Annotated in this window: 14 protein-coding genes and 1 tRNA gene; 8 read left to right on the plus strand and 7 right to left on the minus strand. The window is 60.9% G+C overall.

All coding sequences use genetic code 11. The features are described from left to right. Positions 1-57: 57 nt before the first annotated feature. Positions 58-141 (minus strand) — tRNA-Ser (locus QP941_RS06955). A 177-nt stretch (positions 142-318) separates the two neighbouring features. On the opposite strand from QP941_RS06955, the gene QP941_RS06960 reads away from it, so the two are divergent. Further along, positions 319-1275, plus strand: coding sequence for an NAD(P)H-quinone oxidoreductase (locus QP941_RS06960; protein WP_284868553.1), 957 nt, complete (start codon positions 319-321; stop codon positions 1273-1275). Here the strand turns inward: QP941_RS06960 and QP941_RS06965 are convergent. Beyond that, entirely contained in the window at positions 1272-2528 is a 1257-nt protein-coding gene (locus QP941_RS06965) for an aminotransferase class V-fold PLP-dependent enzyme (RefSeq protein WP_284868492.1), read from the minus strand. The genes QP941_RS06960 and QP941_RS06965 overlap by 4 nt on opposite strands. Before the next feature lie 213 nt (positions 2529-2741). Here QP941_RS06965 and wzm point away from each other — a divergent pair, with 213 nt between their 5' ends. Next, a complete protein-coding gene (wzm, locus tag QP941_RS06970) occupies positions 2742-3593 on the plus strand; it encodes a galactan export ABC transporter permease subunit Wzm/RfbD (protein WP_284868554.1) in 852 nt (283 codons plus the stop codon). Positions 3594-3639: 46 nt separating this feature from the next. Next, positions 3640-4443, plus strand: a complete 804-nt coding sequence (gene wzt, locus QP941_RS06975; RefSeq protein ID WP_005323203.1) for a galactan export ABC transporter ATP-binding subunit Wzt/RfbE — start codon at positions 3640-3642, stop codon at positions 4441-4443. On the opposite strand, the gene QP941_RS06980 is transcribed toward wzt, so the two are convergent. Next, positions 4440-5108, minus strand: a complete 669-nt coding sequence (locus QP941_RS06980; RefSeq protein ID WP_284868493.1) for a GNAT family N-acetyltransferase — start codon at positions 5106-5108, stop codon at positions 4440-4442. The two genes, wzt and QP941_RS06980, sit on opposite strands and share 4 nt — an antisense overlap. A 95-nt stretch (positions 5109-5203) precedes the next feature. Here QP941_RS06980 and glfT1 point away from each other — a divergent pair, with 95 nt between their 5' ends. Then, positions 5204-6127 (plus strand): galactofuranosyltransferase GlfT1, encoded by a 924-nt coding sequence (gene glfT1 / locus QP941_RS06985; RefSeq protein ID WP_284766415.1) that lies wholly within the window; start codon positions 5204-5206, stop codon positions 6125-6127. Here the strand turns inward: glfT1 and QP941_RS06990 are convergent. The 4 genes from QP941_RS06990 to QP941_RS07005 are packed head-to-tail and all read right to left on the minus strand — an operon-like array spanning position 6124 to position 8453. Further along, positions 6124-6618 carry a GtrA family protein gene (locus tag QP941_RS06990; RefSeq protein ID WP_284868494.1) on the minus strand — a complete coding sequence of 165 codons (495 nt, stop codon included), beginning with the start codon at positions 6616-6618 and terminating at the stop codon, positions 6124-6126. The two genes, glfT1 and QP941_RS06990, sit on opposite strands and share 4 nt — an antisense overlap. Continuing rightward, positions 6619-7059, minus strand: coding sequence for a GtrA family protein (locus tag QP941_RS06995; protein ID WP_284769274.1), 441 nt, complete (start codon positions 7057-7059; stop codon positions 6619-6621). Between the two features lie 11 nt (positions 7060-7070). Next, positions 7071-7979 (minus strand): plasmid pRiA4b ORF-3 family protein, encoded by a 909-nt coding sequence (locus QP941_RS07000; protein ID WP_284769283.1) that lies wholly within the window; start codon positions 7977-7979, stop codon positions 7071-7073. Between the two features lie 9 nt (positions 7980-7988). Continuing rightward, entirely contained in the window at positions 7989-8453 is a 465-nt protein-coding gene (locus QP941_RS07005; RefSeq protein WP_284766417.1) for a hypothetical protein, read from the minus strand. A gap of 34 nt (positions 8454-8487) precedes the next feature. Between QP941_RS07005 and QP941_RS07010 the strand changes: the two genes are divergently transcribed. The 4 genes from QP941_RS07010 (at position 8488) to QP941_RS07025 (ending at position 13273) form a co-directional block, all read left to right on the plus strand. Next, entirely contained in the window at positions 8488-8763 is a 276-nt protein-coding gene (locus tag QP941_RS07010; protein WP_198492349.1) for a hypothetical protein, read from the plus strand. A 126-nt stretch (positions 8764-8889) separates the two neighbouring features. After that, positions 8890-10305, plus strand: coding sequence for a decaprenylphosphoryl-beta-D-ribose oxidase (gene dprE1, locus QP941_RS07015; RefSeq protein WP_005329755.1), 1416 nt, complete (start codon positions 8890-8892; stop codon positions 10303-10305). A 37-nt stretch (positions 10306-10342) separates the two neighbouring features. Beyond that, positions 10343-11101: a decaprenylphospho-beta-D-erythro-pentofuranosid-2-ulose 2-reductase gene (gene dprE2 / locus QP941_RS07020; RefSeq protein WP_005329756.1), complete on the plus strand. Its 759-nt coding sequence runs from the start codon at positions 10343-10345 to the stop codon at positions 11099-11101. Positions 11102-11296: 195 nt separating this feature from the next. Then, positions 11297-13273 carry a galactan 5-O-arabinofuranosyltransferase gene (locus QP941_RS07025; protein WP_284815798.1) on the plus strand — a complete coding sequence of 659 codons (1977 nt, stop codon included), beginning with the start codon at positions 11297-11299 and terminating at the stop codon, positions 13271-13273. The last annotated feature ends 34 nt before the right edge of the window (positions 13274-13307 follow it).

Consider the following 13307-nt stretch of genomic DNA (forward strand, 5'->3'; position numbering starts at 1 on the left):
CTCAGAAGCTATAAGATTCTATGCTCCTTTAATTTAGAAAGGAAGCTTAGGCAGCTGCGGAGACGGCGGGATTTGAACCCGCGGAGGTATTACCTCGCCGGTTTTCAAGACCGGTGCATTCGGCCGCTCTGCCACGTCTCCACGTTGTATTTCGTAAACGCTCTTCGCGCCTACGAACCAACTTAGTCAGTGTACTAAATTGATAGCCCGGTTTCCCAAAAAGCCACCTGCAGCACTGAATGTCACCGCAAAATACTCCGAATTTCGTGGCACAGGACACACAAGGTTCGTTAGATTGGGCCCATGACTACAACACACATGAAGGCCATCGTTCAGACCGACCCGCAGGATCGTCGGTCCTTAGAGCTCCGCGAAGTTGACGTCCCGCAGCTGCGCCCCGGCGAAGTGCTTGTGAAGGTGCAGGCGGCCGGCGTTAACCGCGGCGATATCCTGCAGACGATGGGTGCCTATCCGCCACCACCGGGGGCGTCGGAAATCTTGGGCTTAGAAGCAGCAGGCACCATTGTCGATGCCGGGGATACGAACTGGGAGGTAGGCACCGAGGTGGGCTGCCTGCTTGCCGGTGGTGGCTACGCCGAATACGTCGCGGTTCCGCAGGGCCAGCTGCTTCCCGTGCCCAAGGGGTTGAGCGTCGAGGAAACTGCAGCGGTGGTTGAGGTCGGATGCACCGTGTGGTCCAACCTGGGCATTGAGGCAGGCCTTCACGAGGGCCAGCGCGTCCTCATCCATGGCGGAGGCGGCGGCATTGGCACTTTTGCCATTCAGGTAGCCAAGGCGCTCGGTGCAGAGGTGGCGGTGACGGCCGGGTCGCAGGAGAAATTGGAGCGTTGCCGCGAGCTGGGCGCCGATATTCTCATCAACTATAAGGAGCACGACTTCGTAGAAGAGTTGAAGGGAAGCTGCGATGTCATTTTGGACATCATCGGCGCGAAATATCTGGAAAAGAATATGAAGTGCCTGGCTAAGGACGGCAAGCTCATCATCATTGGCATGCAAGGCGGTACCAAGGCGGAAATCAACTTGGGCGCCATGCTGCCCAAGCGCCTGACCATCCAGGGCACGACGCTGCGCGCCCGCGACTTAGAAGACAAGGCACAGATTGTGGCGGGCACGGTAGAAAATGTGTGGCCCATGTTGGAAGACGGCCGCGTAAAGCACGCGCTGCATGCTACTTACCCGCTTGCCGACGCCGCCCAGGCCCACACCGCCCTAGACAGCGGCGAGGTCACCGGCACCTTGGTTCTTACCGTTTAAGCCAGCGAGGCTACGACGCGGATGAGATGCTCAACGTCGTGATAGGTGTTGAAGGGGCCGAGCGCAACGGTAACGGCACCGCCAATTTCTTCCACGCCCATCTCCGTGAGCAACGGGGTCTGCGGGGCAAGCGTGGTAACAAGTCCGTTATCAAAAAGGCGCTTGTACACGGTCTCGGCCGGAACACCCTTTACCGCGAAGGTGAGGCGCGGCAGGCGATCGTCGGAGGCGCCCGCGGCAGCCTCCCCGGTCACGCCAAGAATATGCACGGCGGGCAGGGTGCTCAAGAAGGAATAGAGGTCAGCGCGCAGATCCTCCAAGTAGACGCTGAGCGCATCCATGGAGGTGCGCAGGCGCTTGCGGCGCGAGCCGCTCTCCCCACCGGCGAGGGCGGCAAGATGGTCCACGAGCGGTCCGACACCGCCGGCCAAGCCAGAGGAAATGGGTGTTTCCAGCTTGCGAGAACCCTTGCCGGTATGCACCGGATCGAGGGCGTCGAGGCGGCGGAACATGCGGGTATCGCGGAAGACAAGCGCCGCTAGCTGCGGTCCGCCCAGCAATCCCAGGTCGAGGCCTAAGATATCGGCGCCGAGATCATCGAAGTTGATGGGGCGGTAGGGAGCGATCGCAGAGACGTCGAGAAGCGTCCAGGCGCGGGAGCGCTCATGGACGGTGTCAATGATCTCAGCGGCCGGGGATACCGTACCCAAAAGCTCGTGCGCGGCGGAGAAGGCAACGAGGCGCGTGGAGCCATCGACAAGCTCGGCAAATTGGAAACCTGGCAGCTCACCCGTGCCCAAGTCTGGCTGGGCCCAGCGGGTTTCTGCCTTGACCTCAGAAAACGCCGAGTACAAAGACGGTGGATCCAGCTTGGAGAGCACCACCGAGGAATTGCTGCCCAACAGCGGACGGGCCGTCTGCGCCAAGGACTGGTACAACACGGGCAAGGACGGGCCAAGCACCACGCGGTCTGCCTTGGACCCGGTCAGATCCGCTACAGCCATGCGTGCGGCGGTGTAATTACCATCGCCTTCCAAACGGCCCGGCGCGGGCGTGGCAGAGTGGGCGCCGCCTGGGCCCTCCTGGGTGGCCACTGCGGTGGACATCCGGAAGGATCGCGCCACGCCGGAGGCGACGCGCTCAGAAATTTGGGGCACCGCGTGCGCGTTGAGGTAGGTCCAACCATCAGATAGCCCGGTGTATAAACCGCGCACACTGAATACGTCGTAGTGTGCCGAAGCTCCTGCTGGCATTACGGTCCCCTTCTTTATCGCGCTAGGCATCGCCACACAGTGGCGGTCGGTTCCCTACTGTATACGCGTTTGGCCCAAGTTTCCCAAATTTGAATTTTCGCTGGATACTGCTGTTTTCGCAGGCTGGCGGCGTGTAGTTCCCGTTTGCCCAGCCCGCGCGCTAGGGTGTTGAGCGTGCAAGATAACAATCAACTGCGCGCTGATATCGCCCGCATGACCTCCCAGCCAGACGGCGAGGCCACCCCAGCGTCCCAGTCCGAGACCCTCAAGGCCGCCTTCGCGGACCTGGCGCAGGGTGCACAGCAGCGCGAGCTGTGGTTCAAACTGGGCATTCAAGATATTAAGCAGCGCTACCGCCGCTCTGTCCTGGGCCCGTTTTGGATCACCATCGCCACCGGTGTGATGGCCCTTGCCTTGGGCCTGTTGTATTCCATGCTCTTCCAGATTCCCGTCGCGGAGTTCCTCCCCCACGTCACCGTGGGCCTTATTATGTGGACCTTCATCTCGGGTTGCATCAAGGAAGGCTCCACCGTATTCATTGACAACGAGGGCTTGATTAAACAGCTCCCAGCCCCGCTGTCGGTACACGTATACCGCTTGGTGTGGCGCCAGACGCTGTTTTTAGGCCATAACCTCATCATCTGGTTGCTGCTTATCCTTATCTTCCCGCGCAGCCTAGGCTGGGAGTTCTTCCTCTTCCTTCCCGGCTTGGCCTTGTTGCTGGTCAACGGCGTGTGGGTCACAATGTTCTTTGGCATCATCGCTACCCGCTTCCGTGACGTCGCTCCGCTGCTTGAAGCACTGACCCAGCTGCTGTTCTACGTCACCCCGATTGTGTGGATGACCAATACCTTGAAGGACCAGGGCGGTGCGGTGTCCAGCCGCGCCCGCATCGCGGAAATCAACCCGCTCTATCACTACCTGGAAATCGTCCGTGCGCCCATGATCGGTGAACCGGTGGCCGCCTACCACTGGTGGATCGTCATCGGTTGCACCGTACTCGGCCTGCTCATCGCCGGCTTGGTCATGCGCAAGTGGCGCTTCCGCGTCAGCTACTGGGTTTAAGCCCACGCCCTGCACTTCCTGAGATTCCTCGAAAGGATACAGACTGATGGTCTCGATTGATACGTATAACGCGTGCGTGGACTTTCCCATCTTTGATGCCAAATCCCGCTCGCTAAAGAAGGCCATGCTTTCTTCCGCCGGCGGCGCCATTGGCAAAAATGCCCAGAACACCGTCGTGGTGGAGGCGCTAAAGGATATTAACCTGCACCTGCGCGAGGGCGACCGCGTGGGTTTGGTGGGCCATAACGGCGCCGGCAAGTCCACCCTGCTGCGTCTTTTGTCTGGCATTTACGAGCCCACCCGTGGTTCTGCCGATGTGCGCGGCCGCGTGGCCCCCGTCTTTGATTTGGGCGTAGGCATGGACCCAGAGGTCTCTGGCTACGACAACATCATTATCCGTGGCCTCTTTTTGGGCCAGTCCATCAAGCAGATGAAGAAAAAGATGGATGAGATTGCGGAGTTTTCTGAACTCGGCGATTATCTCTCCATGCCGCTGCGCACCTATTCCACCGGTATGCGCGTGCGCTTGGCGCTCGGCGTGGTGACATCCATTGAGCCGGAAATCTTGCTGTTGGATGAGGGCATCGGCGCCGTCGACGCCGCTTTCATGGCCAAGGCCCGTGTGCGTCTACAAGAGCTGGTGAAGCGCTCCGGCATCCTGGTCTTTGCCTCCCACTCCAATGACTTCTTGGCGCAGCTGTGTAATACCGCACTGTGGATCGACCACGGTGAGATCCGCTCGGTGGGCGAGGTTTCCGAGGTCGTCGGCGAATACGAAGGCCCTGAAGTGGGTGAGTATGTGCGCGACCTGCGCGAGCGTTTTGAAAATGAGGACACCAGCGGCAACTAGCTGAGCATACGCAGCAACTGGTCCCCCACACCTTTCACGTCCACCCGCAGCCCTTCCGGCCGGTGATAGTCCGCGGCGCTAAGACGCGCGCTGACCACCGGCCGGTTGACTTTTTCTGGGCCGGCAGGCTCTTCCTTTTTCTCGGTACTTATGCGGTAGCCCATCTTTTCACTCACCCGGGCTGAGGCAAGATTGGTCTCTATCCAACTGGTGCGCAGCGAATGCGCATCGAGGTGGGAGAAGGAAAACTCGGCCACCGCTTGGCGGATAAGCGTGCCATAGCCTTGGCTTTGGAAGCGGTGTAATACCCATGATGCGGTTTCCACCTCCCGCGCGGTCGCAAAGTTTTCTGCCGCCAAGTCCACCACACCCACCATTTCTTGGGTTTCTACGTCGCGGGCGATGAAATCCAAGGTCCACTTTTGGGCACATAGCTTTGCACGATGATCCCAACGGTGCTGCGCCATGGCGGCGGGGGTATTCATCTTCTCATCAAAGAGCCAAGGAAAGGCGTGCTCTGGGATATTCGCGCCATAGATATCTGTCGCACCGACTTGGGCCACGCACGCGATGTCTTCATCGCGCATGACGCGCAGGACGACTCCACGGCCAGTATCATCGCTGGCCCGAATGATCACCGCAAAAGGCGGCCAGATACTTTCCATACACTTCACAGTATCCACAAAGCTGCGGCCATATCTAGTTTTCGCTTCCCCCACGCGGAGTGTTTCTGCGCTGGTCCCCCTACCCCGGTGGCAAGATGGAACCCATGACTGCCACCCTGACTTCCACCGGTTCCACCGCCGCCGTCATTGTTACCCATCAGCGCGCCGAGCTACTGCGGGCCTCGCTTGAACAGGTAGTCCACCAAACCCACCCCGTGCAGTGGGTAGTCGTGGTGGATAATGGCGCGGAAGATGCGGTGCGCGAACTCGTCGAATCCATGGCGGGTGACCGGGGCGTCTACGTGCCCTCGGAAACCAACCTGGGCGGCGCCGGTGGCTTTGCACTGGGCTTTCTTACCGCTCTTTCTTTGGGCGCCGATGCCGTGTGGTGCGCCGATGATGACGGCCGCCCTGCCGATCACGCGGTACTAGCGGAGCTGTATCGAGTGGCAGAAGCCAACCGCCTGCATGAGGTCTCCCCGGCGGTATGCAATATTGACGATCCCGGCCGCCTCGCCTTCCCTCTGCGCCAGGGGCTGGTATGGCGCCGCCGGATGGACGAGCTGGAGGGCGATTTCCTGCCCGGCATCGCCTCGCTCTTTAATGGCGCGCTGATTTCCGCCGCGGCCATGGAGATCATTGGCGTGCCGGACTACCGGCTATTTATCCGCGGCGATGAGGTGGAATACCATCGCCGGCTGGTTAATTCCGGGCTCTCCTTCGGCACGGCGCTGACCACTAGCTACCTGCACCCGGACGGATCGGATGAGTTCAAGCCCATCCTGGGCGGCAAGATGCATACCCAGTACCCAGAAGGTGAGTTCAAGCGCTTTTTCACCTACCGCAATCGCGGCTACCTGCTGTGGCAGCGCGGCATGCGCAAGCTACTGCCCCAGGAATTTGCCCGCTTTGGCTGGTTCTTCTTGGTCCAGCGCCACGATCCGGCCGGCTTTATCGAATGGCTAAAGCTCCACAACCGCGGGCGCCAAGAAGATTTCCGCCGACCTCACCAGGGCTAGGACGGATCCTGCTTGGCGACGACCCTGACTCCCGTCTTCCTGAAAATAATCCAGCGCTGCACCGCAAAGTTCACCACGGTGGCGGTGCCCTGCGAGATGGCAAAGGCCACCACGAGGGAGAGGGTGGAGTTCCACTCCCAGTGGACGTCGAAAAGCTCAAAGAGGAACTTATAGGCCACCATATTGACCACGAAGGTCACGCCGTAGGTGGCAAGTACCCCGGCGAAGCGCACCGCGGTGGCTTTGGCTTGGAAGGTCCAGCGGCGATTGAGCAGATAGGCCGCCCAGGTACCGACGATAAAGCCCACCGCCCGCGCCGGATCGGCGCTCAGCAGGCCGAAGCCGATCTGCAGGAGCCAGGTTAAGGAGACGTCGATAAGCGCGGCAAGTGCCCCCGTCACCGCGAACTTGGCGCTTTGCACGCGCAGGCTGGTCGAGCGCGAAGCCCGCTGGGCCGCGCCGCGCCACGTCCGTGGGGAGGCTGCTGCCATCTACTTTTCCTTAAAGATAAAGACCCTTTGAATGGCAAAGTTGGTCACCGTGGCCACGCCTTGGGCGATGACGAAGGCGATGGTGTCTTTCACCGCCCCCTCAAAGCCGAGGGCCATAAGCGGCTCATTGAGCACCCAATACAGGAAGTTTTGGACCGCAAAGGTAGAGGCGTACAAGATGCCCACGGTCGCGGCCGTGCGGCCAGACACCTTGGCCCCAAAGGTCCACCGCGCATTGGCTAGGTAGGCGGCGATGGTGCCAAAAACCCAACCGATGGCCTTGGCGGCGGAACGGTGCAGCCCCAAATAGGTCAATAGCAGCGTGAGACCATAGTCAATGGCGGCGGTAAATACGCCCACGGAAATAAAACGCACCAGCTGGGTGTGCAGCGAGGTGGACGAGGGCTTTACTTCTACGGCGTCGTCAGCGGAATTAGTCACGAGTGAGTAGCCTACCCGCGCAAGAGCGCTCGGTACATGTCCAACCGATCCACCGGCGCGGCGGATCCGGCGCCATAAGCGCCTACCCCGGCTAATTGCTGTAGAGACGCCGCACACAGCTCCCGCACGTCGGCGCCGGAGAGCGCCGTGCCATCGTCATTGACCCAGCCGAGCGCATCCATGGTGGTCTCCACGACGGAATCGGTCAGCTCCGCGCCACCCATGCAGGATAGGGCCAGCGCCATGGACCAAAAGGCGTCTTTGCCTTCATGGGTCACCTCGCGCGGCAGGCTGGCGAGCACGCGGGCGGTATGCGGTGTGAGGTCGGTTTCCCTGCCTAGGTCCATCGCTTGCAGTAGCGGGACAAAATCATAGAGTTTGGTGCGCTCAATCAAATTGCGCACGGGGGACGATACCGCGGAAAAGACTTCATCGGTAACCTCTTGGCCAGTCAATTCGCGGTTGACGCTGGTCAGCTCAAAAGGCTGAAAGAGCGATCCGGAGCCACCCACGCACAACGCCTCTGGGGTGCCATTATCGCGGGGATAAATCTCGGCTACTACTAGCTCGAAGTCCCACAGTCCCCAGGCGAAGTCGATTTGATCGCCCTCGCGCCACAGGAATTCGGAGGCCTGGCGCTCCGGATCGATGCGCGGGCCACGGGCCTCGGTGTGTTCATAAAAGTGCCAGGGGGATTCCTCCTCCGGCAGGCCAAAGCAGATGCGCAGCACGCGGTGCAGCTCGGTGAAGGTCAGGGCATCGCTAAAACCTATCTGGCGGTGCACCTCGCCATCGGCGCGAATATTCGCGGCTTGGCAGATGATAGTGAGGGGCTCGCGCTTGAGGGGTACCACGCCATCGGCGCGTTTGGCCCGCGCCTGTGCGATATCGGTGACCCCTGCGTTCATGAGCCCCACCATACGCAAGTTTTAGGAAGCTAGTTTTGCAATATCCCGTGCTTCTAGCTCACTAATGAGGAACGTCAGCGCCGCACCAATGGCACCCAAGAGGGTCCACGGCCGCTTGGCACCGCGCTTGCGCAGGAACTTCACCATGCGGCGGGAAAGGGCAACGTTCATCCAGCCGCCCAGGATGAGCAGCAGCACCACTGCGGCAAAAATAGCCCACAGCTTGAGGCCTTGATCGGCACTATCCTGCGGCGAGCGCGGCTCATCACCATCCTGCTCAGCGTGCGCGTTGGTATAGGCCACCAGGGCGCCAAAGCCAAAGAAAGACAAGGTATACGCGGTGATCAAACCGCCCTTGGACGTGATCCAATCCGGATAGGAGGTCGCAATGCCCACGGCGGCAGCCTGGGTGATGCGGCCAGCCAGGGTGTCATCGAGGGCGTAATTGTCTTGGCGCTGATCGTGCATCTCACGGTTGTTGGTCATAGCGACTACTTTAAGCGGCGGTAAGCTAATGCGCATGTACTCGGAAAAGACAGAGCATATGACGCCGGCGCAACAGGCGGCACAGGATGTGCGCGCGGAGGACGATAAGCGCAACGGCCACTTCGAGGCCACGGAGCATACCGATGTGCCGTTGAGCCCTTTCATGACTCGCCTGATGGCAGAGGAATTGCCCATGCTGGATTCCTCCTCACGGGCTCGCGTCTATGAACTTTTGCGGGAGTACGATGGCCCCATTATTGAATCCCAGGAGGAGCTGCCGGAGGAGATCCGCACACTCATGGATCTGTAAACGGGCACATTCGGGCAGTACAAACGTCCGTTTTGTACCGAATATCACTCGGGTCACTCCAACCACCCTCGTGTGAGCTAGGTAGGCTAGAGAAGCGACATAAATCCGTCGAGCAAAGAGTAAGAGATGGAATTACATACCACTGAAAAGTCCCTGCACGGCTGGGGCCGCACCGCCCCGACGACCGCCCACGTTCTCGCCACCGAAGACGTGGACGTCATTAAGAAGGCCGTGGCCCAGGTTGCAGAAGATAACTCGGATAAGCCCGCCCACCTGCGCCGTGGCGTCATCGCCCGCGGTATGGGCCGCTCCTACGGTGACCCCGCCCAAAATGGCGGTGGCCTGGTCATCGACATGCAAAAACTCAATAAGATCCACTCCATCGACCCGGAGTCCGCTCTGGTGGACGTCGATGGCGGCGTCACCTTGGATCAGCTGATGAAGGCCGCCCTGCCATATGGCCTGTGGGTTCCGGTTCTACCGGGTACCCGCCAGGTCACCATCGGTGGTGCTATCGGCCCGGATATTCACGGCAAGAACCACCACTCCGCCGGTTCCTTTGGTGACCACGTCGTCTCCATGGAGCTGCTCGTGGCCGATGGCCGCGTGCTGCACCTGACCCCGGAGGGCTCCGAGGACGACCCGAGCGGCGACCTCTTCTGGGCCACCGTCGGCGGCATGGGCCTGACCGGCATCATCCTGCGCGCCACCATCCGCATGACCAAGACGGAAACCGCCTACTTCATCGCGGATACGGACCGCACCGATAACTTGGATGAGACCATCGCCTTCCACTCCGATGGTTCCGAGCACAACTACACCTATTCTTCTGCCTGGTTCGATGTCATTTCACCAGAACCAAAGCTGGGCCGCTCCACTATTTCCCGCGGCTCGCTGGCCACCCTGGCACAGCTGGAAGAGCTCGCCCCGAAGCTGGCCAAGGACCCACTGAAGTTCAATGCGCCGCAGCTGATGACGGTGCCGGATATCTTCCCGTCTTGGACCATGAATAAGCTCTCCCTCTCCGCTGTGGGTCTGGCGTACTACACCATGGGTGCACCGGCGAAGAACCAGGTCAAGAACCTGACGCAGTTCTACCAGCCGCTGGATCTCATCGGCGAGTGGAACCGCGGCTACGGTTCCAAGGGCTTCCTGCAGTACCAGTTCGTGGTACCGACCGAGGCCGTGGAGCCGTTCAAGGAGATCATCCGCGATATGCAGCGCTCCGGCCACTACTCCGCCCTCAACGTGTTCAAACTCTTCGGTGAAGGCAACCGCGCGCCGCTGTCCTACCCGATGCCGGGCTGGAATGTCTGCGTGGACTTCCCCATTCGTCCGGGCCTGGGCAAGTTCCTGGATGACCTGGACCGCCGCGTGATGGAATTCGGCGGCCGCCTCTACCTGGCCAAGGAATCCCGTACCTCCGCGGAGAACTTCCACAAGATGTACCCGGGCATGGAAGGCTGGCTGAAGACCCGCAACGAGATCGACCCGACCGGCGTCTTTGCCTCCGATATGTCCCGCCGCCTCGAGCTGCACTAATCACTGGAAATAACACCTTTAAGGAGATTTACTGACCATGCTTAATGCAGTAGGCCAAGCACAACACATCCTGCTTCTGGGCGGCACCTCTGAGATCGGCCTCGGCGTCGTCTCCGAGTTCCTGCAGCGCGGCCCGGCCAAGGTCACCCTGGCCGCCCGCCCGGAGTCCCCGCGCATCGCGCAGGCCAAGGCTGACCTAGAATCCCGCGGCGCTGACGTAGAGGTCCTCGACTTCGATGCCACCGACTTCGACTCCCACCCGGACGTTATTAATAAGGCCTGGGCCCGCGGCGACGTCGACGTAGCCATCGTTGCCTTCGGCACCCTGGGTGACCAGGAAGAGCTGTGGCAAAACCACGACAAGGCCGTCGCCTCCGCACAGACCAACTACACCGCACCGGTGTCCGTAGGCGTGCTCTTGGGTGAGAAGTTCAAGCACCAAGGCCACGGCACCATCATCGCTATGTCCTCCGTAGCAGGCATGCGCGTGCGCCGTTCCAACTTTGTCTACGGCGCTTCCAAGGCCGGCGTGGACGGCTTCTACATCAACCTGGGCGAGGCCCTGCGTGGCACCGGAGCCAACGTGCTGGTTGTCCGCCCGGGCCAGGTGCGCACCAAGATGTCCGCCGAGGCTGGCGACGCCCCACTGACCGTCAACGTCTCCGACGTTGCCGAGGCCACCGTCAAGGCCGTACTCGAGGGCAAGCAGTCCATCTTCGTACACCCACTGTTTGAGTACGTGTCTTTGGCATTCAAGTTCATCCCGCAGGCCATCTTCCGCAAGCTGCCGTTCTAAAACGCCGCATCTTTCCGCGCTGGCGCCAGCCGGCCGGCTCGCCTCCGCCCCGCCCCCGCTCTTTCGCCTCGCCGCACACCCGCGGCGAGGGAAGTGACGGGGGCGGTGGTGTATCAGGGGGACGTCGGCAAGCAAGTGCTCACCTGCCCGCGCCAAATCTGGGCTGGGGGGCTTGGGTATGCGAAACTAATGGGCATGACAAGCACCGCTGTACCCGCCCAGTCAACGCCCGTGAGCGAGGATAACCGCACCGAGGCCTACCGCGCCGATGCGCTGACCCCTCGCGCGACCTTGCTGGGTATTGTGCTGGCCGCCCTGGCCGGTGGCGTGGTAACGCTGCTGGGATGGTTTGCCTTCAAGACGGTCTCGCTGCCGTCCTTTAATACCTCCATGGTCACCCGCGCGCTGGCCACGGTGGGTGTGGTGCTCACGCTGGCCTTGGCCGGCGGGCTGTGCGTGTGGTGGCTCTATGACCACTACAAGGAGACCTTTGCCCGGCCACGCTGGCGGGCCTGGCTGACCTACGCGGTCACCTACCTGTCTCCCGCTTTGCTGACCCTGGCCGCCGTGGGCCTGCCGCTGTCTGCCTCCCGCTTGTGGCTCGATGGCGTACAGGTGGATCAGGCGTTCCGCACCCAGTTCCTCACCCGTTCGGTGGATGAGATGGGCTATGCGGACATGAACTACCAGGACATGCCGTCCTTCTATCCGATTGGCTGGTTCTGGTTGGGTGGCCGCTTGGGTGCGCTCATGGGAATTCCGGGCTGGGAGGTCTACCAGCCCTGGGCGCTCATCTCCATTGCCGTGGCCGGTTGTATTTTGGTGCCCATCTGGCAGCGCCTGACCAGTTCCCTGCCGGTCGCCACCGCCATCGCCCTGGTGACCACCGCGATTACACTCACCATCGCGGCCGAGGAGCCCTATTCCGCGGTCATTGCCATGGGGCTGCCCGCCGTTGCGGTACTTAGCGCCCGCGCCTTCCGCGGCTCCGGGCTGGCTACCCTGGGAGTAACGCTCTACCTGGGCATTTCCGCTACGTTCTATACCCTTTTCACCGGTGCGGCCGCACTTACAGTAGTCAGCCTCATCGCGCTGTTTACCGCGCTCTATGAGCATACGTGGCGCCCCATCCTGCGCCTGGTGATCATGGCGGTAGGCTCCATTGCCATCGCGCTTATCGCCTGGGGGCCCTACCTATGGTCGGTCATGCACTCACCGGCGCCACTGCAAACCACCGCGCAGCACTACCTGCCGGAGGAAGGCACGCAAATTCCAGTGCCTTTCTTGTCTTTCAGCATTGTGGGCTTCCTCTGCCTCATGGGGCTTATTTACATCGTCATCCGCCTCAATGACGTGGAGGTACGCGCGCTGGGCATCTCCCTCCTTGGCACCTACCTGTGGACCGTGGTGTCTATGGTGGCAACCCTGGCCGGCACCACGCTGCTCAGCTTCCGCCTCGAGGTGATCGTGGTGCTCCTCTTTGCCACCGCCGGCATCCTAGCCCTGGCAGAGATTCGTCTACTCGGCGTGCACCGCCTCTACCCGGCGCGGTTCTCCCACACCACCAATAAGCAGATCACCGCGGTCTTTGGCATCATCTTGGCCCTGGCCGGCGTCTTCTATGCGCAGCAGATCCCAGAGGCCAACGAGGACGCCATCGATCACGCCTATAGCGATACCGATGGCTACGGCGAACGCGCGGACCGCTTCACCAGCGATTCCGCCCACTACTACCTGGATATCCACAACTTTATTCAGGACCAGGGCTATACGCCGGATGAAACGGTGGTGCTCACGGATGAAAAGACCTTCATGTCTTATTACCCCTACTGGGGCTTTAACGCCTTTACCAGCCACTACGCTAATCCCTTGGGCGAGTTCAGCACCCGCAATGAACAGATTGAGACCTGGGCCAATGATTCCTGGGATATGCAGCCGGAGGAGTTCCGCAAAGCCTTGGATTCTGCCGCCTGGCGCGGCCCGGATGTCATGATGTTCCGCGGCGACCTGGAGAATAAGGACGATGGCTTCAAGCTCCACCTAGCAGAAGATATCTATCCCAACCAGCCGAATATTCGCTACCGCGCGGTCTTCTTCAATGCCGACGTTTTTGATAAGGGCTGGAAGTTGCAGCAAACCGGTCCCTTTGTAACAGCCGTTCGCACCAAGTAAGTTCACCCACACTTCCCGCCCGTGGCAGGGTGTG

It is taken from the genome of Corynebacterium sp. MSK150, assembly GCF_030229215.1.
In the GTDB taxonomy this organism is placed as follows: Bacteria; Actinomycetota; Actinomycetes; order Mycobacteriales; family Mycobacteriaceae; genus Corynebacterium.

Bases quoted from the DNA above. Each gene is read 5' to 3' on its own strand.
- QP941_RS06965 (WP_284868492.1), bottom strand. From the start codon at position 2,528: ATGCCAGCAGGAGCTTCGGCACACTACGACGTATTCAGTGTGCGCGGT.
- QP941_RS06990 (WP_284868494.1), bottom strand. From the start codon at position 6,618: ATGGCAGCAGCCTCCCCACGGACGTGGCGCGGCGCGGCCCAGCGGGCT.
- dprE2 (WP_005329756.1), top strand. From the start codon at position 10,343: ATGCTTAATGCAGTAGGCCAAGCACAACACATCCTGCTTCTGGGCGGC.
- wzt (WP_005323203.1), top strand. From the start codon at position 3,640: ATGGTCTCGATTGATACGTATAACGCGTGCGTGGACTTTCCCATCTTT.
- glfT1 (WP_284766415.1), top strand. From the start codon at position 5,204: ATGGAACCCATGACTGCCACCCTGACTTCCACCGGTTCCACCGCCGCC.
- QP941_RS07010 (WP_198492349.1), top strand. From the start codon at position 8,488: ATGTACTCGGAAAAGACAGAGCATATGACGCCGGCGCAACAGGCGGCA.
- QP941_RS07025 (WP_284815798.1), top strand. From the start codon at position 11,297: ATGACAAGCACCGCTGTACCCGCCCAGTCAACGCCCGTGAGCGAGGAT.
- QP941_RS07000 (WP_284769283.1), bottom strand. From the start codon at position 7,979: ATGGTGGGGCTCATGAACGCAGGGGTCACCGATATCGCACAGGCGCGG.
- QP941_RS07005 (WP_284766417.1), bottom strand. From the start codon at position 8,453: ATGACCAACAACCGTGAGATGCACGATCAGCGCCAAGACAATTACGCC.
- QP941_RS06960 (WP_284868553.1), top strand. From the start codon at position 319: ATGAAGGCCATCGTTCAGACCGACCCGCAGGATCGTCGGTCCTTAGAG.
- QP941_RS06980 (WP_284868493.1), bottom strand. From the start codon at position 5,108: ATGGAAAGTATCTGGCCGCCTTTTGCGGTGATCATTCGGGCCAGCGAT.
- dprE1 (WP_005329755.1), top strand. From the start codon at position 8,890: ATGGAATTACATACCACTGAAAAGTCCCTGCACGGCTGGGGCCGCACC.
- wzm (WP_284868554.1), top strand. From the start codon at position 2,742: ATGACCTCCCAGCCAGACGGCGAGGCCACCCCAGCGTCCCAGTCCGAG.